The organism is Pallidibacillus pasinlerensis (assembly GCF_009996845.1).
Lineage (GTDB): Bacteria > Bacillota > Bacilli > Bacillales > Caldibacillaceae > Pallidibacillus > Pallidibacillus pasinlerensis.
This window is the reverse complement of sequence record NZ_JAACYS010000018.1, coordinates 1-19,915: the sequence shown is the minus strand read 5'-3', so window position 1 is coordinate 19,915 and position 19,915 is coordinate 1. Positions and strand designations below refer to the sequence as shown.

At 34.5% G+C, this 19,915-nt stretch carries 26 protein-coding genes; 16 read left to right on the top strand and 10 right to left on the bottom strand.

The window, feature by feature from the left end; genetic code table 11:
• The first annotated feature begins 7 nt into the window (after window positions 1-7).
• Together GW534_RS05850 and phaZ are read left to right on the top strand one after the other, a co-directional pair.
• Complete coding sequence (locus tag GW534_RS05850) at window positions 8-1,018, top strand: 3-oxoacyl-ACP synthase (protein WP_161920125.1); 1,011 nt, start codon at window positions 8-10, stop codon at window positions 1,016-1,018.
• Window positions 1,019-1,337: 319 nt separating this feature from the next.
• On the top strand, window positions 1,338-2,228 hold the full coding sequence (gene phaZ, locus GW534_RS05845) for an intracellular short-chain-length polyhydroxyalkanoate depolymerase (RefSeq protein WP_161920124.1): 891 nt from the start codon (window positions 1,338-1,340) through the stop codon (window positions 2,226-2,228).
• Window positions 2,229-2,269: 41 nt separating this feature from the next.
• Here the strand turns inward: phaZ and GW534_RS05840 are convergent, their stop codons facing one another.
• Window positions 2,270-2,446, bottom strand: a complete 177-nt coding sequence (locus GW534_RS05840) for a hypothetical protein (protein WP_161920123.1) — start codon at window positions 2,444-2,446, stop codon at window positions 2,270-2,272.
• A 135-nt stretch (window positions 2,447-2,581) separates the two neighbouring features.
• On the opposite strand from GW534_RS05840, the gene GW534_RS05835 reads away from it, so the two are divergent.
• Together GW534_RS05835 and norA are read left to right on the top strand one after the other, a co-directional pair.
• The gene (locus tag GW534_RS05835) at window positions 2,582-4,054 is read left to right on the top strand and encodes an acyl-CoA synthetase (protein ID WP_161920122.1); all 1,473 of its coding nucleotides are present in this window, start codon (window positions 2,582-2,584) and stop codon (window positions 4,052-4,054) included.
• Between the two features lie 153 nt (window positions 4,055-4,207).
• Complete coding sequence (norA, locus tag GW534_RS05830) at window positions 4,208-5,407, top strand: multidrug efflux MFS transporter NorA (RefSeq protein WP_161920121.1); 1,200 nt, start codon at window positions 4,208-4,210, stop codon at window positions 5,405-5,407.
• 102 nt (window positions 5,408-5,509) lie between these two features.
• On the opposite strand, the gene GW534_RS05825 is transcribed toward norA, so the two are convergent.
• The gene (locus GW534_RS05825; protein WP_161920120.1) at window positions 5,510-6,052 is read right to left on the bottom strand and encodes a YusW family protein; all 543 of its coding nucleotides are present in this window, start codon (window positions 6,050-6,052) and stop codon (window positions 5,510-5,512) included.
• 146 nt (window positions 6,053-6,198) lie between these two features.
• Here GW534_RS05825 and GW534_RS05820 point away from each other — a divergent pair, with 146 nt between their 5' ends.
• Window positions 6,199-7,026 carry an aldo/keto reductase gene (locus tag GW534_RS05820; RefSeq protein ID WP_161920119.1) on the top strand — a complete coding sequence of 276 codons (828 nt, stop codon included), beginning with the start codon at window positions 6,199-6,201 and terminating at the stop codon, window positions 7,024-7,026.
• 104 nt (window positions 7,027-7,130) lie between these two features.
• Complete coding sequence (locus GW534_RS05815) at window positions 7,131-7,313, top strand: PspC domain-containing protein (protein ID WP_161920118.1); 183 nt, start codon at window positions 7,131-7,133, stop codon at window positions 7,311-7,313.
• A gap of 15 nt (window positions 7,314-7,328) precedes the next feature.
• Here GW534_RS05815 and GW534_RS05810 read toward each other — a convergent pair whose 3' ends face one another.
• Entirely contained in the window at window positions 7,329-8,219 is an 891-nt protein-coding gene (locus GW534_RS05810) for an RluA family pseudouridine synthase (protein WP_161920117.1), read from the bottom strand.
• A 132-nt stretch (window positions 8,220-8,351) separates the two neighbouring features.
• Here GW534_RS05810 and GW534_RS05805 point away from each other — a divergent pair, with 132 nt between their 5' ends.
• Both GW534_RS05805 and GW534_RS05800 read left to right on the top strand, forming a co-directional pair.
• Entirely contained in the window at window positions 8,352-8,750 is a 399-nt protein-coding gene (locus GW534_RS05805) for a DUF5365 family protein (protein WP_161920116.1), read from the top strand.
• Window positions 8,751-8,888: 138 nt separating this feature from the next.
• Window positions 8,889-9,446, top strand: a complete 558-nt coding sequence (locus GW534_RS05800) for a DUF1273 domain-containing protein (RefSeq protein WP_161920115.1) — start codon at window positions 8,889-8,891, stop codon at window positions 9,444-9,446.
• Between the two features lie 82 nt (window positions 9,447-9,528).
• Here GW534_RS05800 and GW534_RS05795 read toward each other — a convergent pair whose 3' ends face one another.
• From GW534_RS05795 to GW534_RS05785, 3 genes are all read right to left on the bottom strand, one after another.
• Window positions 9,529-9,927 (bottom strand): thioredoxin family protein, encoded by a 399-nt coding sequence (locus GW534_RS05795; RefSeq protein ID WP_161920114.1) that lies wholly within the window; start codon window positions 9,925-9,927, stop codon window positions 9,529-9,531.
• A 1-nt stretch (window position 9,928) separates the two neighbouring features.
• Entirely contained in the window at window positions 9,929-10,360 is a 432-nt protein-coding gene (locus GW534_RS05790) for a disulfide oxidoreductase (RefSeq protein WP_161920113.1), read from the bottom strand.
• 168 nt (window positions 10,361-10,528) lie between these two features.
• Complete coding sequence (locus GW534_RS05785) at window positions 10,529-10,777, bottom strand: YhdB family protein (protein WP_161920112.1); 249 nt, start codon at window positions 10,775-10,777, stop codon at window positions 10,529-10,531.
• Window positions 10,778-11,046: 269 nt separating this feature from the next.
• Between GW534_RS05785 and GW534_RS05780 the strand changes: the two genes are divergently transcribed.
• The gene (locus GW534_RS05780) at window positions 11,047-11,466 is read left to right on the top strand and encodes a M14 family zinc carboxypeptidase (protein ID WP_312854633.1); all 420 of its coding nucleotides are present in this window, start codon (window positions 11,047-11,049) and stop codon (window positions 11,464-11,466) included.
• A gap of 17 nt (window positions 11,467-11,483) precedes the next feature.
• Here the strand turns inward: GW534_RS05780 and GW534_RS05775 are convergent, their stop codons facing one another.
• Window positions 11,484-12,389: a LysR family transcriptional regulator gene (locus GW534_RS05775; RefSeq protein ID WP_161920110.1), complete on the bottom strand. Its 906-nt coding sequence runs from the start codon at window positions 12,387-12,389 to the stop codon at window positions 11,484-11,486.
• Window positions 12,390-12,569: 180 nt separating this feature from the next.
• Here GW534_RS05775 and GW534_RS05770 point away from each other — a divergent pair, with 180 nt between their 5' ends.
• Both GW534_RS05770 and GW534_RS05765 read left to right on the top strand, forming a co-directional pair.
• Window positions 12,570-13,988: a SpoVR family protein gene (locus GW534_RS05770; protein ID WP_161920109.1), complete on the top strand. Its 1,419-nt coding sequence runs from the start codon at window positions 12,570-12,572 to the stop codon at window positions 13,986-13,988.
• Window positions 13,989-14,096: 108 nt separating this feature from the next.
• Window positions 14,097-14,282, top strand: a complete 186-nt coding sequence (locus GW534_RS05765) for a hypothetical protein (protein ID WP_161920108.1) — start codon at window positions 14,097-14,099, stop codon at window positions 14,280-14,282.
• 235 nt (window positions 14,283-14,517) lie between these two features.
• Here the strand turns inward: GW534_RS05765 and GW534_RS05760 are convergent, their stop codons facing one another.
• The gene (locus tag GW534_RS05760) at window positions 14,518-14,601 is read right to left on the bottom strand and encodes a YjcZ family sporulation protein (protein WP_246203968.1); all 84 of its coding nucleotides are present in this window, start codon (window positions 14,599-14,601) and stop codon (window positions 14,518-14,520) included.
• Window positions 14,602-14,685: 84 nt separating this feature from the next.
• Window positions 14,686-14,880: a spore coat protein D gene (locus tag GW534_RS05755; RefSeq protein ID WP_161920106.1), complete on the bottom strand. Its 195-nt coding sequence runs from the start codon at window positions 14,878-14,880 to the stop codon at window positions 14,686-14,688.
• Between the two features lie 250 nt (window positions 14,881-15,130).
• Here GW534_RS05755 and GW534_RS05750 point away from each other — a divergent pair, with 250 nt between their 5' ends.
• From GW534_RS05750 to arsC, 3 genes are all read left to right on the top strand, one after another.
• Window positions 15,131-15,430 carry a hypothetical protein gene (locus GW534_RS05750; protein WP_161920105.1) on the top strand — a complete coding sequence of 100 codons (300 nt, stop codon included), beginning with the start codon at window positions 15,131-15,133 and terminating at the stop codon, window positions 15,428-15,430.
• A gap of 87 nt (window positions 15,431-15,517) precedes the next feature.
• Window positions 15,518-16,816, top strand: coding sequence for an arsenic transporter (locus GW534_RS05745; RefSeq protein WP_161920104.1), 1,299 nt, complete (start codon window positions 15,518-15,520; stop codon window positions 16,814-16,816).
• A 12-nt stretch (window positions 16,817-16,828) separates the two neighbouring features.
• Window positions 16,829-17,251: an arsenate reductase (thioredoxin) gene (arsC, locus tag GW534_RS05740; protein ID WP_161920103.1), complete on the top strand. Its 423-nt coding sequence runs from the start codon at window positions 16,829-16,831 to the stop codon at window positions 17,249-17,251.
• 122 nt (window positions 17,252-17,373) lie between these two features.
• On the opposite strand, the gene GW534_RS05735 is transcribed toward arsC, so the two are convergent.
• On the bottom strand, window positions 17,374-17,553 hold the full coding sequence (locus GW534_RS05735) for a hypothetical protein (RefSeq protein ID WP_161920102.1): 180 nt from the start codon (window positions 17,551-17,553) through the stop codon (window positions 17,374-17,376).
• Between the two features lie 155 nt (window positions 17,554-17,708).
• On the opposite strand from GW534_RS05735, the gene GW534_RS05730 reads away from it, so the two are divergent.
• Together GW534_RS05730 and GW534_RS05725 are read left to right on the top strand one after the other, a co-directional pair.
• Window positions 17,709-19,172: a SulP family inorganic anion transporter gene (locus GW534_RS05730; RefSeq protein ID WP_161920101.1), complete on the top strand. Its 1,464-nt coding sequence runs from the start codon at window positions 17,709-17,711 to the stop codon at window positions 19,170-19,172.
• 15 nt (window positions 19,173-19,187) lie between these two features.
• Complete coding sequence (locus GW534_RS05725; RefSeq protein WP_161920100.1) at window positions 19,188-19,607, top strand: universal stress protein; 420 nt, start codon at window positions 19,188-19,190, stop codon at window positions 19,605-19,607.
• Window positions 19,608-19,915 lie beyond the last annotated feature (308 nt).

Genomic DNA, 19,915 nt, shown 5'->3' with positions numbered 1-19,915 from the left:
GGAGATTATGACAGAGATTGGCATTGTCAGTACAGGTTTGTATATCCCAGAAACGTATATGACGGGTCGTGAAATTGCGGCACGTTCGGGGATTCCTGTTGACGTTGTAGAAAATAAAATGGGTATCCTTCGCAAACCAATCCCAGGTCCTGATGATCACACATGTGAAATGGGCATAAAGGCGGCAAAACAAGCGATTGAACGAGCTGGGATTGATCCGAAAAACATTGATTTAGTTATTTATATTGGGGAGGAACATAAAGAATACCCAGTCTGGACGGCGTCGATTAAGATACAAGAAGAAATAGGGGCTTATCATGCATGGGCCTTTGATGTTGCACTTCGTTGTGGAACGACGATTATGGCGTTAAAAGTAGCGAAAAGTTTAATGCTTGCTGATTCTACAATAAAAACCGTTTTACTTGCGGGCGGATACCGTAATGTTGACCTCATCGATTATAACAATCCACGATCACGGTTTATGTTTAATTTAGCTGCTGGCGGAGGCGCAATTCTTTTACAAAAAGGTGTAAAAAAGAATGTCGTTTTGGAATCGGTTTTAGTCACTGATGGCTCTTTTAGTGAAGATGTCGTCGTTACAGCAGGTGGTACGAAAAATCCGATTACCCACGAAGCTTTAGATCAAGGGTTATTTCGACTAGATGTGACTGACCCAGAAGGTATGAAACGCCGTTTAGAACAAAAATCGATGGATAACTTTTTAAAAGTAATTCGAGAATCTTTATATCGTAGTGGCTATACAGAAAAAGATATTGATTATTTAGCGATTCTTCATATGAAAAAATCGGCACATCAATATGTATTAAATGAGTTAGGTTTATCAGAGGAGCAGTCGATTTATTTAGAAGAATACGGACATATCGGGCAGATTGATCAAATTTTGTCTTTAGAATTGGCTGCACAACAAGGAAAATTGAAAGATGGTGATGTCGTTGTACTTGTTAGTGCAGGAATAGGATATGCATGGGGAGCAACGACCGTTCGTTGGGGAGTATGAAGTATGGTATGCCTTTGGAGCTGCTGTTTGAAGGCGAAATTTTACGAAAAAGAGAAGGTTTTTTATTAAAAATGTAGAAGTTTGGTCATAAATCAAATTAATAACAAACATTATTGAAAAAAGACTCAAATTTTAATAGAGTTTGTGCGAAATACGTGGTAAAGTGTGCGAATTATGTGTGGGAACGTGCGAATTCTACAAAACTTGTGCGGAAACGGTTGAGTAGTGTGCGAACGATCTAGTATTTTGTGCGGAAATCAGAAAAAGTGTGCGAATCCCAATGCGAATTTTTAAATACAAATAAAAGGAGGCGTGTTAAATGACGTTAAAAACATTAAAATCAGTCCAATTACCAAACGGTGAAACGTTGACATATCGAGAACGGGAAGGCGGTACAGAAAAGGTATTACTCGTTCATGGTAATATGACATCGTCAAAACATTGGGATGTATTAATGGAAAAAATGGACCCAAGATATAAAATTTATGCCGTTGATATGCGTGGGTTTGGTGGTTCTACTTATAATAAAAGAATTACTGGAATAAAGGATTTCGCTGATGATATTAAACTATTTGTCGATGAGCTCGGATTAAAAGATTTTGCCCTTATTGGCTGGTCAACGGGTGGAGCGGTTGGAATGCAGTTTGTTGCAGACAACCCAGGGTATTGTAACAAACTAGTTTTATTAGCGTCGGCATCGACACGCGGTTATCCGATTCATGCCCCAAATCCAGACGGGACACCAAATCTTGAAAAACGGTATCAGACATTAGAAGAAATCGAAAATGATCCAGGTAGAACGATTCCATTCCAAAAGGCTTACGATGAAAATGACCGTGAATTTTTAAAACTAGTATGGAATACAGCGATTTATACGAAAAACCAACCTAATCCGGAAAAATATGAAGAATATATTGATGATATGCGCACCCAACGGAACTTAGCAGATGTTTACCATGCCCTTAATACATTTAACATAAGTGCCCATCATAATGGCCTTGTAGAAGGGACTAATCAAGCAAAGGACATAAACATTCCCGTTTTAGTTTTACGTGGAGATCGGGATTTACTCATCACACCACAAATGGCGGAAGAAATTATGGAAGATTTGGGTGATAATGCAACTTATGTGGAGCTTGAAGATTGTGGCCACTCACCTTTAATCGACGATCTTGAACAGTTAAAGGAAAAAATCGAATCATTTATATAGAAAAAATTAGGGGGGCATCAAGTTTGATGCCCCCTTTCATATTACCCGTTCATAAACGGAATCGGTATACCGAATAGATTTAAAATATACAATACGATAACAGTGAAAATGGCTAATATAATGATAACTTTCAATATCCGTTTAATGCTTTTAACAATAAAAACAATAGCTAATAAAATGATGAAAAGTGCCAACCAAATTATATCGATAATTTCCATCGAATTCTCCTCCTTCCTTTCTTCGTTGTTAATTCCCATTTGAGAAGGTTGCGAACAATACCCACTGTAACCACCTTGTAACTATCACAAATACAATAAAAGTAACAGATTGGTGGTGAGAAGGGAGATACAAAAATGGATTGGATAGCGAAACGGGCAAATTTAACGGGAAGTAGACAAGCAATTATTGATATTGAAAAGCAACGGACGTTAACATATACCGAATTAAATCGAAGTGCTGAACGCTGGGCAGCCTTTCTTTTGTATCATCATATTCAAAAGGGAGATCGAGTAGCCGTATTAGGTGAAAATCAAGCCGAGCTATTTGAAATATTATTCGCCTGTGGAAAAATTGGTGCGATTTTTGTACCGATTAATTGGCGTTTATCGAAAAGTGAAATCGAATATATATTACAAGATTGCCAACCAAAGGTATTACTATATAATGATTCGTTCGAAGAAATTATGAAACAGTTTAAATTTCTCAAAGCCTATAGATTTACAAATATCGAACAATTTACTATACCCATTAAGACAATCAGCACGGAAAATATCGAGGAAGAAGATCCATGGCTCATGATTTATACAGGTGGCACGACAGGAAAGCCGAAAGGAGTTGTATTAAGTCATCGTGCTGTAGATTGGAATGCTTTAAATACGATTGTAAGTTGGGGCTTAACAGATAATGAAGTAACGCTCAATTATATGCCTCTTTTTCATACCGGTGGAATAAATGCTTTATCCCTTCCCATCCTCATGAATGGTGGAAAGGTCATTATTGGTAATAAATTTGATCCGCAAAAAGCCCTTTATTATTTACATTTATATAAATGTACGATTGCCCTCTTTGTGCCGACAATGTATCATATGATGCAACAAACAGAAGAATTTCATAAACTTGATTTTTCCCATATGAAAGTGTTTCTTTCCGGTGGAGCGCCTTGTCCCCTTACGATTTATGAAAAATTTGCTGAAAGAGGATATCAGTTTAAAGAAGGTTACGGTTTAACTGAAGCGGGCCCGAATAATTTTTTTATTGACCCAAAAGTAGCGCAAATAAAAAGAGGTTCTGTTGGGAAACCAATGATGTTTAATGAAGTAAAAATAGTTGACTTTGATGGAAAAGAAATCACTGGTTCAGGAGTCGGTGAACTGCTTATTCGTGGAAAACATGCCTTTATTGAATACTGGAATAATAAACAAGCGACAGAAGAAACTTGGCAAGATGGTTGGATTCATACGGGTGATTTAGCAAGACGGGATGATGATGGGTATTATTATATTGTCGGCCGTAAAAAAGATATGATTATAACCGGCGGTGAAAATGTTTATCCAATTGAAGTTGAGCAAACATTAATTGAACATCCAATAATTGATGAAGTAGCTGTAGTTGGAATTCCTGATGAAAAATGGGGCGAGAAAGTTACCGCATTTATTTCATTAAAAAATAATCAACAAATTGAAGAAACTGAACTAATTCATTTTTGTAAGCTAAAGTTAGCGAATTATAAAATCCCGAAATCATTTATTATTTTAGACCAATTGCCAAAAACAGATGTTGGGAAAATTGATAAAAAGGCTTTAAAATCGTTGAAAACATCTGTTTAATGGATACATTGTTTTTCCCCCTTTTATAATTTTTTTATGATGGTGAGTTACAAAACTTGCATCATTTTTTATTCCTTTTTGAAAAAAACGCAGTATAATCTTTATTAGAGCTTTAAACGAATTTGTATGCTCGGTTGGATAAGGAGAGGACATATGAAAAAATATAATATTACTTTAGGGTTATTGCTGTTAAATATATTCCTTGCATTTTTAGGTATTGGATTAATTATCCCAGTTATGCCTTCATTAATAAATGAATTAGGAATTTCAGGTACAACGATTGGTTATCTTACTGCTGCCTTTGCAATTGCCCAATTAATCGTTTCTCCTTTTGCTGGAAAAGCGGTTGACCAAATTGGTCGGAAAATTATTATTGTCATAGGTTTATTTATTTTTGGTATCTCGGAATTTTTATTTGGTATCGGGAAAGAAGTAAGTACATTATTTATTTCACGCGTTCTCGGTGGTATTAGTGCGGCGATGATTATGCCTGCGGTTACGGCTTTTATTGCAGACATTACAACTATAGATAAACGTCCGAAAGCGATGGGCTATATGTCTGCGGCGATTAGTACTGGATTTATTATCGGTCCTGGTATTGGTGGATTGTTAGCTGAATTCGGAACCCGGGTTCCATTCTTTTTTGCTGGTGGTTTAGGGGTTCTTGCAGGAATACTATCAATAATTGTATTATCCGAACCTGAACGGATTGAAGAAGAAACAACTGAAACGACAACTGAAAGAAAAAGCGGTTTACAAAAAGTTTTTTCCCCAATCTTTTTCATTCCGCTCGTATTAATTTTTGTCATTTCCTTTGGTTTAGCTGCATTCGAATCATTCTTTAGTCTTTATACGGATCATAAATTCCAGTTTAAACCGAAAGATATCGCCATTGTAATTATGGGTGGGGGCATCATTGGTGCCATTGCACAAGTTGTTTTATTTGATTGGTTAGTACGAATTTGGGGTGAAATTAAACTTATTCGTTACTGTTTAGTTGTTTCGGCTGTCCTTGTTTTCTGTATGACCGTAGTTCAATCGTATTGGTCCATTATTTTAGTAACATTTACAGTGTTCGTTGGTTTCGATCTATTTCGTCCGGCTGTCACATCTTACCTTTCCAATATTGCTGGAAAGGAACAAGGTTTTGTTAGTGGTATGAACTCCATGTTTACAAGTATGGCTAATATTGCAGGGCCAATTATCGGTGGATTTTTATTCGATATTAATATTAACTATCCGTATTATTTCGCAGCATTTATTATGGTATTAGGGATTATGTTATCGATGATTTGGAAGAAACCCTCGAGCCAATCAAATAAACAATTGAATGCGAGTTTTTCAAAGTCATAAAAATCCTTTTTTCAAAAAATAATAAGGATATAAATTTCCACTAAAAATAAGGTTGTACCGCTTTAGAAAATTTGAGCAGTACAACCTTTTTATGTGCTATGTTTATCTTCGTAGATACTCTTTCTTCGTACCATCTTCAAAATCAATTTCTAATTCAAATTCAATAAAATTATCATCAAGGTCAAATGCTTTTAAAACTTGGGAAATGACTTCATCATCCGGTGAGTTTTTATCAAAGGTAAAAGACTCAAATACAGGTCTTATTCGATTAAAGGCATCATCACCTTGTAAATGTTCGTTTCCTTTAACCGTATCCTTTACTTCTGCTTCCATTCCATCAGCGTCATTTTCGTAATCAATATCAAATTCTTTATTATCAGGGTAGTCAATGTCTAAATCGAAGCTTGTAAAATGAATTTTACTCCCACTTTGCATACCGTTCTGATTTGCATCATCGGTTGCTTGATTATCATCCACATCATTAGTTTGATCGTCTAATCCAGTTTGATTCATATTTTGATTCGCATTCTCATTTTCCACCGGCGCATCATTTGGTGGATTTGTTACTTTATCATCATCGTTATTACAACCAAAGAGTATAAACATACCCAATATTATAGTGAGTAATAGAACATGTTTCTTCATTGAATAACCTCCTTTTATATTTTTATTATGAGCTTAAAGGCTGGAAAAATTTCATAGAAAAAAAGCTTTTGTTCGTAGACCGATGTGCAACATGATAAAATATAGTTGATGTTACTTTGACTTTCATTTTACAGGGGGAATTCCTAATGACGAAATCGCTTCAAGGAACCGTTACATTACATAATGGTGTAAAAATGCCGTATTTTGGCCTAGGTGTTTATAAAATTGAAGATGGAAATGACGTAATTAATTCGGTTAAAACTGCACTAAAATTCGGTTATCGTTCAATTGATACTGCTGCTCTTTATGAAAATGAAGAAGGGGTTGGCCAGGCGATCAAAGATAGCGGGATTCCGCGGGAAGAAATTTTTGTAACTACAAAAGTTTGGAATACGGATCATGGATATGAAAATACGTTAAAAGCCTTTGATAAAAGTATTGCAAAATTAGGTCTTGAATATGTTGATTTATATTTAATTCATTGGCCAGGAAAAGATAAATTTGTGGATACGTGGCGGGCGTTAGAAAAATTATATCGCGAAGGACTTGTCCGGGCGATTGGTGTTAGTAACTTTAAACCTCATCATTTGCAAACATTAATGGACAAATCCGAGGAAAAACCGGTTATTAACCAAGTGGAATTACATCCTTATTTTCAACAAAAAGAATTACGCGAGTTTTGTAAAAAGCATGACATTGTCGTTGAAGCATGGTCACCACTTGCTAGAGGGCAAGTTTTAAATGATTCAGTCTTAAATGAAATCGGTAAAAAATATGGTAAATCACCAGCTCAGGTGACACTACGTTGGCATTTACAAAGTGATATAGTCGTTATTCCAAAATCAGTAACACCGTCACGAATTAAAGAAAATGCGGATATATTTGATTTTGAACTTACAGACGAAGAAATGGGACAAATTAATCAAATTGATAAAAATACACGTTTCTTTAAAGATCCAGATGTATTTTTCTAAAATAAAGGATAGGACCATTAATTTGGTTTCCTATCCTTTATTTTTGAATCATTTTTCTCCCAAATTCGTATAAAAAGTAAAATGGGAAAAGGTGGGGTTTAAGTGTGAATAAGTTAAGAAAATCGTCAATGAATAAAGCTTTGTTCGGTGTTTGCGGGGGAATTGCTGATTTTTTTGGCATCTCAGCAACGGCCATTCGCTTAATTTTTATTTTTACACTTCCTATTTCATTTTGGGTTTATTTAATTTTAAATTTCTCAGTGAAACAGGAAATGACGTTACGATGATTATTAGTTAAAAGTCTAATTTAATGCCGGAAAATCATCGATAAACGGTGCTTCTACTGTAATTTTTTCCAATGTTAATGGATGTGTAAAGTTTAGAAACTGTCCGTGTAAAGCTTGTCTGTAAAATAATCGTATTCCCCCATAAAGAGTGTCACCGACTAGGGGATGACCAATATGGGCGAGATGGACACGAATTTGATGTGTTCGTCCTGTTTCTAATTGACACCGTATTTGACTTAAGTTTTTCTTTGCATCGTATGCGATAACCTCGTAGTGGGTAATGGCATCTTGACCAGTCGGAGATACGCGTCTTCGTGTTGGATGATGGCGATCACGACCGATTTTTGCTTGTATCGTTCCTTTTTGATTTTTTAGTTTCCCATGGACAACAGCAGTGTATGTTCGTTTTATTTTACGCTCCGTTAATTGATAATCTAAAATTGACCCGACAAATGCCGATTTTGCAAAAAGTATTGCTCCTGTCGTATCTTTATCTAAACGATGCACATGATGTACTTCAGAGCGCTCGTCCTTTTCTTGGAAGTAGTAAGCTATTCCATTTGCTAATGTTTTAACATCCTCAGGCTTATTTGGATGTGTGGCAATGCCTGCCGGTTTATTTGCTACAAGTAAAAAGTCATCTTCATAAATAACTTGAAAATCAACTTCGTTCGGCACATAACCGTAATCCTCAGTTTGAAAAACATTTTGGATTAGCAAAACCTGCCCTTTCACTAAACGCTCAGAAAAAGGTACAGCCCTACCATTAATCTCAATAGCTTTATCCATCCTCATAAAGTGAACGGTTTTTTTCGATAAATGCCATTCCTTTTTTAATAAGTCTTCAACTGTTAGTCCGTCCCATACATCGGGAATTTGGATGTATAGATCATGTTCTTTTTTCATTACGTTATGCATATAATCACCTGCTATCATTGATTACCTAAAATTACCACAATCATTCTCATTGTTCCTATGTTATTCTAGTGATAGTTTAAATTTAAGATGGAGTAAATATGTTATAAAGGTGGGTTACTCTTGAAGATCGTTTATGCTTCAACCTCAGAACAAGAGTTGAAAATAAAAAATCTCGTGGAATATTTTTATACTTCTATTTTTCCTAAATATTTTTCAGAAGAGGATGTAACCAAATTTGAAAAAATGAACTTTTTAAATGTATTAGGAAAAAACGAGTTGAATGGCACACTAAAAGAATCATATCAAATCATTTCGAGTTTAGAAACTCTTATCTTTTTAATTGAATCAAATGGTTTAGAAAAAAATAAATATCAGCAAATGTATGAACGAAACGTCCAAATTTTAGAGGAACTCGGTTTATCTTTTCCGTTTTCTCATGAACAATTTTTGGAACAACGAGATTTCTGTTTAGAAGCTGATAGTGTTTATATTAAAACTCCAGGTAACTTTGTCATGTAGTGATATTAGCAATCGGTCATAAGGTCGGTTGCTTTATTTTTTGATGGAAAAAATAGAAGTGGTTACGTATCACAGCGACCTAAAAATATTTTGTTATAATAAAAATAGACATAGTTTAAATTAGAAACAGGTGAAAGTATGTTAAAACGTTTAGTAATAACAGGATACAAACAACATGAACTAGGTGTATTTGACGATAAGCATCCAGGTATCGCCATTATTAAAAAAGCGATTAGACGACAGTTAATTCAATTAATTGAAGAAGAACAATTAGAATGGGTTATTTTAAGTGGTCAATTAGGAGTCGAAACATGGGCAGCAGAAGTAATAATGGACTTACAAATGGACTTTCCTCAGTTAAAATACGCGGTAATTACTCCCTTCTTAGATCAAGAAAAAAATTGGAAAGAAGATAAACAGGAGAAATATCAAGAAATTTTAATGTTTGCAGACTACCATACTTCGGTTACAAATCGTCCGTATGAGGGACCGTGGCAATTTCGAGAAAAAAATAAGTTTGTCATTCGGAACACAGATGGGATGTTAATTGTTTATGATGATGAAAAAGGCGGTTCACCTAAATATATAAAAGAATATGCGGATGAATATGCAGAGCAAAATGATTATCGGATAATTGTCATTGATTCCTATGACTTGCATGCGATTGTGGAAGAAGAGATGTATGAACAGTGGTAAGTCGTAATGAAATCTAACAAAAATATCGTTCAAAAAAAAAGGGCCGCCTCAATAATTAGAGGGCGACCCTTTATTAATTTTCCTATTCGTTCACAACGTTCGTTTCAAAAAACTCTTTAAATTTTTCCTCGCCAACAAACCCTTCAATTCTGCTTACTTCTTTTCCATCTTCAAAATGCACAATTGTTGGAGTAGATGTTATACCGTATTGAGCACTTGGATGTTCGTCAACATTATATGGTTTTAAGTCAAATCCCATTTCCTCAGCCATTGGAAAGACAATAGGTGATGCTTGTTGACAGTATGAACATGTTGGACTATAAAAATAAACGGTTTGTGCTTTACCACTAGCCAAGTCTTGTTCTAATTGTTCAGGGGTGATAGCATTTTTATAATAATCCGAATCTGACATCTTCGTTAAAAGGGCAATTGCAATAAAAATAACAACGATAATTCCACCAAAGATAAACACTTTTTTCATATTAGTTTTCCTCCTTTACTTGTCGCCACACAATGAAACTAACGATAAAAATAAGAATAAATGCGATTAATGCTAAAAACGGGATTGTAACAAAACCAAACCAATTTATGTATTCGGCAGTACAAGGTACACCGACACTACATCCAATAGCATTTTCTCCAAAACTTGCGATTTTTTGTATTGAATAATGATATAACGAAATACATGCGCCGATTCCAGACAAAATCATCGCATAAAAACTCATTTTCCAATCTTTTTTAATATAAGCAATACATAGTAAAACCGCCATTGGATACATTAAAATCCGTTGATACCAACATAATTCACAAGGGACAAAGTTTCTTATTTCAGAAAAATATAAACTCCCAAAAGTGGCAATAATGGAAACGAGCCAACTGAAAAAGAACAAATGATCAATTTTTTTATTTTCCAACAAGTCCACCCCACATTTATTAAAAAAAAATGACTTGTCCTATGGATAATTTTAGCATATGTTATTTTAGAATGCTTTTAAAACAAATTGAATCCCGGAATTTTTTGAAAATTAAAAAGGACCTAACGTGTTTTGTTAGGTCAAGCAAGTTTCTTTCGTCCTCACCAGTTAGACAGAAAAAATCACATCTTGTTGCATTATCATTGCTTGTTCGTTTGCATGATCAGCATAAGCAAGCAGAGAAATTAAGTAATTTTCCACTACTGCATGATCTTTTTGAAAATAATAGGCGTGTAGAAAATGTTCGATTTTTTTTGATAAAAAATCATCCTTTGTGCGGACCATTAGTAAAAGCAAATTATCCCATTGGGAATGATAGGTGTAGTACAGTGCACGATCATAATCTGCTTTGTTCATTTGAAACCTCCCTTGTGCAGGGGTTACTAGTATTTTGAGCAGTCGGCAAATTATTTTACAAAGTAAAACTTAACAAACCATATTTTTAAAGGTCGTATCAATTTTCCAGTATATTCGTTAGGTTTTAAAACGGAACAGGAGAAAAATAAAAATGTGAAAAACGTAATTGGAAGTGAAATTGTTGGTAAAGAAAATTTTCTTGTTGTTGTTTTGCTTTTTCATCCTTAATCCCACTAAAGGAAAGGCAGATTATATTGTAGAAGCACAAAATCCTTAAAGACAGACCATCTTTTAAAGGGTATAAAGGGAAACAGCCTTTGGAAGGTAAAGAAGTGCAAGCTTTTGTAAAATTTATTAAAGAATTAAATCCGAAGTCTGCAATTGCATATCATTCAGCGGGACATGTTATTTATTGGCAATACGGTGAGCAACAAAATATTTATCGTGATTATTTTTTAGCAAGTAGTTTAGCTAGCCTTACAGGATATCAACTTGCCAAACCGCCTCTTGAGGCAACAGGTGGTGGTTTTACAGACTGGTTTATTGATGAATTTAAACGTCCCGCTTTTACATTAGAACTAACGAATCATGTTGGTGAAAGCCATCCGCCGATGGAGAAGTTTCATGAAGAGTGGATTCGCAATCAATTTGTTGGCTTTTATTTAGCATCTGAAATGATAGACGAGTAAATGCTGAAGCGTAAAACTTAATTATTAAATCCTTGTAATTTCGAGAAAAAATCGGTAACAAAGTCGTAAAAAATTCGTTCTGAAGGAGCAAGCTCTCTAGTTTTAGAAGCGATAATGCCAACCGATCGTTTTACTTCAGGATGGGAAATTTTTATTTTTTTCGTCATTCTTGGAATGTTATTGTATAACGTATTTTCTGGGAGGATGCTTAACCCAATTCCAGCCGAGACTAACCCTTTAATCGCATCCGTATCTTCACCTTCTGAAGTAATATTCGGTAAAAATCCGGCTTGGGTACAGGCATCAACGACAATTTTTCGCAAAATAAATCCTTCTGAAAAAAGAACAAAATCTTCATCTTTTAACTCGTGTAGTGATACTTCGTCCCGTTCCGTAATTCGATGATTAATTGGTGCGAGTACATAAAAGTTCTCTGTGAATAAAACATTCACTTGTAATTCAGCATCTTCGACTGGAGCGGGACCCATAAATGCTAAATTAATATCTCCATTTTTAACCGCATTTTGTAAATCGGCATATGTGCCTTGACGTAAATGAAACTTTACATCGGGATAGCGCCGTTTAAAGTTTGAAATCACTGTAGGTAGAATATGGTTAGCAAAACTTGATGGATAAGCAATTTTCACTGTGCCGTGATCAGGATCTAAATATTCATCAACCTTTGATTTGGCATAATCAATATCTTGTAACGCCTTTTTTATATGAAATAAAAATGTTCGACCGATATCCGTTAATTTTAAATTTCGACCAACACGTTCAAACAGTGTTACCCCTAATTCATCTTCTAATTTCGATATTTGTAAACTAACAGCTGATTGTGCCACATGTAAATTTTCCGCGGCTTCTGTCATATGTTCCCTTTCGGCAACTTCAACAAAATACCGCAACTGACGAAGTTCCATCACCATTTCTCCCCATTCATATAGATTATAGATTAATGTAAATTATATCATATATTATTTCAATCAATTAGGGACATGCTACTTTCTTTATATGAATTATGTTTTTTACATAAAAATGAAAAGTAATCATTCCCCCTTCTCCTTCATAAATTATAGGTAATAGTAAAGGGGGAGAGGGATATGTTAGCCGAGGAGCATAAGGAACTTCAGCGTGCGATAGAGGAAATTACCGAGGTTGCTGAAGGTTTTGGTTTAGATTTTTATCCGATGCGTTATGAAATTTGTCCCGCAGACATTATTTATACATTCGGTGCGTACGGCATGCCGACACGTTTTTCCCATTGGAGTTTTGGAAAACAGTTTTTTAAAATGAAACTGCATTATGATTTAGGTTTAAGTAAAATTTATGAACTTGTCATTAATTCCAACCCATGTTATGCATTCTTACTTGATTCAAACTCTTTAATTCAAAATAAACTCATCGTTGCCCATGTGTTAGCCCACTGTGATTTTTTCAAAAATAACGTTCGCTTCAAAAATACGAAAAGAGATATGGTTGAAAGTATGGCTGCAACCGCTGAACGAATCCGCCAATATGAAATAAAATATGGGCGTCAAGAAGTAGAATCATTTATCGATGCAGTACTCGCAATTGAAGAACATATTGACCCATCTTTAGTTCGACCAACCCTTGATTGGACATTAGAAGATGTAGAATATGAAGAAGATGATGAACATGCCATTACAACACCATATGATGATTTATGGAATTTAGATAAACGCCATGAGCAAAAAATGAAAAAGCCAAAGCGAATGAAAAAATTCCCACCACAGCCAGAAAAAGATCTCCTATTATTTATTATCCAATATAGTCGTGAACTAGAAGAGTGGCAACGCGATATTATGACAATGATTCGCGAAGAAATGCTTTATTTCTGGCCGCAATTAGAAACGAAAATTATGAACGAAGGCTGGGCATCTTATTGGCATCAGCGAATTTTACGGGAGATGGATTTAACAAGTGATGAGGCACTTGATTTTGCAAAATTAAATGCGGATGTTGTGCAACCTTCCAGAACAGGCATTAACCCATATTATTTAGGTTTAAAAATATTTGAAGATATTGAAGAGCGGTATAACAACCCGACGGAAGAAATGAAAAAACTAGGCGTTAAACCAGGAAGTGGTCGGGAGAAAATTTTTGAAGTAAGAGAAATCGAATCAGATCAATCGTTCCTGCGAAATTATTTAACGAAAAAACTTGTGATGCGGGAAGATATGTACCTTTTCCAAAAACAAGGCAGAGAATATAAAATCGTTGATAAAGATTGGGAAAATGTTCGTGATCAGTTGGTCAATATGCGGGTAAACGGTGGCTTCCCATATATTACCGTTAATGATGGAGATTACTTAAAAAATGGAGAACTATATTTAAAACATCATTATGAAGGTATTGAACTTGACCTTAAATACTTAGAAAAAGTACTTCCATATATTTATCAACTTTGGGGTCGAAGTGTTCATATGGAAACGATCATGGAAGAAAAAACGATTTTGTTTTCTTATGACGGACGGAGTGTACAACGCAGATATTTATAGGGCTGATTTTTCAGCCTGTTTTTTTGTCAAATTTTCTCTATCATTTCATTTTTTTAATGGGTCAAAATAACTAGGGAAGAAGTTATTGAATAAGAAAGGGTGGCAGAAATGGCAGAAAAGCATATACATACGAAACAAAAAACAAATAAAGTTGGTTCAGGTTTAGGCGTGGTGCCTGAAGACAATATTGCTCGGGCCCTTGATCCATTCGGTGGTGCTGCGGCTGCGGTTGGTGAAGAAGATGCTACTAAAACTAAAGAAAGTGATATAGATGGGGAAAATCCCGAACTTTAACAATAGAATAAGTGGATTGGATTGCTACTTTTTTAACAAAGATAAAAGCAAATTTCTTATTTGGAGTTTGATATAAGTTTGAAAAATTTGATTTTAAAAGGGAAAATACCACTCAATAAGAGTGGTATTTTAATCGTGTATTTCTCCTTCTTCGATATAAACTGTTTAAATTGAACTCTAAGTGATAGAGACGAAGAAGTATAATATTTCACAAAAATAAAATTAAAAATTTGGTTTAGTAACCACCACCAACATATGAAGTACCAACAATGATAAGCAGAATAAAAAGGACTACAATTAGTGCAAATCCTGCGCCCATATTGTATCTGTGGCTCATGGAACCCCTCCTTTAAAAATTGTGTAAAATTACAAAACAATTCCGAATGAGAAGGTGTGGTGTAAGTTAACACCACCGACATCTTCTTCTATGATGAATCACTTCAGTTCGATAAATTGGTTTAATAATATGTCTAGGTACATCAATTACATTTATTCGATTAACATGGACAATTGGATGAATGACTGGATGGACTCGTTTAACAAATTTATTTCTAACATGATACCTAGGAGGACAATATACTGGTCTTGAATGAAACATTATTAATAACACCTCCTTTGTTATTAGTAGATGCTTTCTTTGTCTACTTTGATACGGACAAATTCACTATATTGATAAATGTTTTAGCAATTAAAATGTGGAGATTTAATAAAATATAGTTGCTTTTTATATGAAAAAGTTTTTATTTTATTATTGATTGTGAATAGTTAAACATAAATATTTTTATTGAATGAAAATTGTCTATTAGATAAAATAACTTTCAGAGCAATTTTGAAGGGTTGAATGTTTTATGGGGAATCTTTTATGTACAATTGATAAGTTTTATGATATGTTACACGGTGTACCCGATGATCATAAAAGCATTTACGAGTTTTATAACTTTTTTAAATCATTATCTTTCGTTCCTTCAAAAAATATTCCTTTCGTTGAATTAGGAACGATCCTTAAACATAAAAAACCTGTGGTCTACTATGGATTGAAACCTCTATCTGAAATGAATCACATTATCCAAATCATTACTTCGGTTGACATGGATTTAGAAAAAGCAATCGAAAACATTAATTCAATCATTGACGAAGGAAGCCGTTAAGCTTTCTTTTTATGTTCTAGAAAAGTATACAAATATAAGTGTATTTTGATTATGATTTATTTATATAGTTAATTGGAGGTTTCATTTTTGACGTTAACATTATTTCTCGCAATTATTATTTTTATAGCAACTTTAATATTTGTTATTTGGCAACCGAAGGGGTTAAATATTGGTTGGTCAGCTTGTGCAGGTGCTTTTATCGCATTACTAGTTGGAGTTGTTGACTTTCGTGATGTTTTAGAAGTGATCGACATTACCTGGAATGCAACTTTAACTTTTGTAGCAATTATTCTTATTTCATTAATTTTAGATCAAATTGGTTTGTTTGAATGGGCAGCATTACATATGGCAAGATTAGCAAAGGGAAATGGCATAAAAATGTTCATTTATGTAACAATTTTAGGTGCAGTTGTTGCAGCTCTTTTCGCCAATGATGGTGCAGCATTAATTTTAACTCCAATCGTTCTAGCGATGGTACGAAATTTACATTTTACAGAAAAAATGTTATTTCCATTTATTATGGCGAGTGGCTTTATTGCCGATACAACATCGCTGCCATTTATTATAAGTAATTTAGTAAATATTGTCTCCGTCGATTTCTTTAATATTGGTTTTAATGAATATGCAATTCGGATGATCATTCCGAATATTTTCTCTTTAATTGCGACAATTACAGTGCTGTTAATATATTTTAGAAAAAGTATCCCAAAGTCATACGATTTGGATAAATTAAAGAATCCTAAAGATGTAATTAAAGATAAAAAGTTGTTTTATGTTTCTTGGTATGTTTTAGCAATTTTACTTATTGGTTATTTCACAAGTGAATTTATTAACGTACCTGTTTCTATCATAGGTGGATTAATTGCAATTGTTTTTATATTGTTGGCTAGAAGAAGTAAAGTAGTAGATACAAAGCTTGCGATAAAAAATGCCCCGTGGAATATTGTGTTCTTTTCGATAGGCATGTATGTGGTTGTGTATGGTTTAGGAAATGCCGGATTAACCTCTACCCTATCACAAGTTATTCAATATGTGGCTGAACAAGGATTGTTTATAGCTACTATAGCAATGGGCTTTATTGCTGCTGTCCTTTCTGCGGTTATGAATAATTTGCCGACAGTAATGATTGATGCTTTAGCCATTGGAGAAACGAATACATCAGGGGTGATTCGGGAGGCTTTAGTGTATGCTAATGTAATTGGTTCCGATTTAGGTCCAAAAATAACACCTATCGGTTCACTAGCAACTTTAGTTTGGCTCCACGTTTTAGCACAAAAGGGAGTAAAAATATCCTGGGGGACATACTTTAAAGTTGGAATTATATTAACTATCCCAATTTTATTTATTACGTTAATTGGACTTTATATATCATTATTACTTTTCTAAAGGAGTGTAGAGATGGCGAAAAAAATTATTTATTTTCTATGTACAGGAAATTCTTGTCGCAGTCAAATGGCAGAAGGTTGGGCAAAACATTATTTAAATCAAGCTGAGTGGGATGTGAAAAGTGCGGGAATAGAAGCCCATGGATTAAATCCGAAAGCAGTAAAAGCGATGGAAGAGGTTGGCATTGATATTTCCAAGCAAACGTCAGATATAATTGATTTAGAAATATTAAATAATGCGGACTTCGTTGTGACATTATGTGGCGATGCGAAAGATAAATGTCCAGTCACACCGCCACATGTGAAACGGAACCATTGGGGATTTGATGATCCAGCGAAAGCAGAAGGAACGGAAGAAGAAATTTGGCAAGTCTTTCAGCGGGTTCGTGATGAAATAGGAGAAAGAATTAAGCGGTTTGCTGAAACGGGGAAATAATTCTACCTCGTATCTAAATAACGTCCCATTTGTGAAAAATGCTAAGCTTGTTTTGAAACTCTTTTTCAAAACAAGCTTTTTTAAGTTAATATAAATTTTTACCTCCAAGAATATGGTTAATATTAGTACCAAGGATAGTACGGATAGTAATAAGGGATTGGAAAAATTCTTCTAAAAAAACGGAAAGGAAAATAACGTCTACGGTAACGACGATATCTTCTACGTGGACGACCGTAACCATAATTAAACTGACGCGTCATTTCATCATCTGTATCATCTTCTACCCATTCAGGAACTAACATCCTCACTCCATTATTATCAAAACCTTCAATAATTCCATCAAAGTGTGTATTAAAAAAAACTGTTCCTTTTTGAGAAGGAAGATGCTAAACTTATCTTTTGTGTCAGAATACCATGTGGTCAGAAAGAAATTAAAGAATTTGAGGTGAATAATTACATGGTAGAAAAAATTAAACTAGAATGGTTCTCGAATATAAGAGCAGATATTTTAGCTGGGATTGTTGTTGCCTTAGCATTAATTCCTGAAGCAATTTCCTTCTCAATTATTGCAGGCGTTGATCCAATGGTCGGTTTATACGCTTCATTTACGATAGCGGTCATTATTGCCTTTGCCGGTGGTCGTCCAGCGATGATTTCAGCTGCAACGGGTGCGATGGCGTTAGTAATGGTACCTCTAGTTCGCGATTATGGAGTACAGTACTTGTTTGCAGCTACAATTTTAACTGGTATTATTCAAATCTTATTTGGTGTTTTTAAAATTGCAAGATTTATGAAGTTTATTCCGAACTCAGTCATGATCGGCTTCGTTAATGCGTTAGCAATTTTAATTTTTATGGCACAAGTACCGCATTTTATCGGAATCAATAATTTAACGTATGTTTTTGTGGCGATAACTTTAGTTATTTTATATGTATTGCCGAAATTTTTTAAGGCGATTCCAGCTCCTCTAGTTGCGATTGTTATTTTAACTGCAGTTACGATTTTTTCCGGTGCTGAATTACGTACTGTAGGAGACTTAGGTATTATTTCACAAACTTTACCAAACTTCTTATTGCCAGATGTTCCATTTACATTAGAAACATTGCAAATTATTTTTCCTTACTCATTATCATTAGCAATTGTCGGCTTAACAGAAACGCTTTTAACGGCGTCGATTGTGGATGATATGACAGGGACGGATAGTAATAAAAATAGAGAAGCACGTGGACAAGGGATTGCCAATATTGTCACTGGATTTTTTGGTGGAATGGCAGGTTGTGCAATGATCGGACAATCTGTTATTAATGTTAAATCAGGTGGTCGCGGTAGACTTTCTACTTTTGTTGCTGGTATTTTCCTTATCATTTTAATTATGATTTTCGGTGATTTAGTTGTACAAATTCCAATGCCAGTACTAGTTGGAATAATGATTATGGTTTCTGTCGGAACATTTGATTGGTCTTCCTTTAAATATTTAGTAAAAGCACCCCGTTCCGACGCCTTTGTTATGTTAGTAACAGTAGGTATTGTTTTATTTACGAATGATTTATCAAAAGGGGTAATAGCCGGAGTTATTTTAAGTGCGCTATTCTTCGTCGCAAAAATTTCTTCTATTAAAGTGAAAAAACAATTAGAAGAGTCTACTATAACGTATCATGTTGAAGGTCAGTTGTTTTTCGCTTCTGTTGAAGGGTTTGTAAAAGCCTTTGATACAGAGGTGGAAAATGAGAACATTGTAATTGATTTTGCCAATGCCCATATTTGGGATGAATCTGCTGTAGGTGCGATAGATAAAGTTGTGTTAAATTATCGAGAAAATGGAAATATCGTAACGATTAGAAACCTAAACTCCGCAAGTAAGAAGCTCGTTGACAAGTTGGCGGTATATAGTGAAACGAATCCGAAGTTATCAACTAATTAATTTGGGGTGAAATGAATGTATAAAAGTATTCTTTTAGCCGTAGATGGTTCAGAGCATTCTCTTCGCGCAACGAAAGAAGCGGTAAAAATTGCTTCTCTTATCAATGGCTGCAGCGTGGAAGCTCTGTATGTCGTTGATTATGATAAAGCAAAACAAGAAGTGCTACATTCTCAAGGGAAAGAAGAACTTGAATTACAGCGTCGAAAAAGACTTGCTCCAATTGAGGAAATGCTAAAAGAGGCCAACATTTCTTATCGCACAAAATTACTTCATGGTGATCCCGGTCCCACTATCGTTGATTATGCAAATAAAGGGGAGTTTGATTTAGTCGTGATCGGAAGCCGTGGATTAAACACGTTTCAGACAATGGTACTTGGTAGTGTCAGTCATAAAGTAATGAAACGAGTAAACTGTCCAGTACTAATGGTAAAATAAAAAAGAGTTGCTAAATTGGATTTGAATCCGACTTGGCAACTCTTTTTCCTATTATATAGTCGAAAAACGTTTATGTATCTTAATTCTTCATATTACATTAAACGCATCGTGGTAATACATGTTTTATCATCTTTATATGTAGCTATTTTTGATACAGGGGAATAATGATTTTCTTCATTAATATTACCAAATTTTTTATTACGACACTAGATTTAGTTTATCGTAGTCTTTAGGCTAAATGTCTAGTTTGTTAAAAAGTATATTTAACTAGATTTATTGAACTAAATAAATATTAAACATTTATTTAA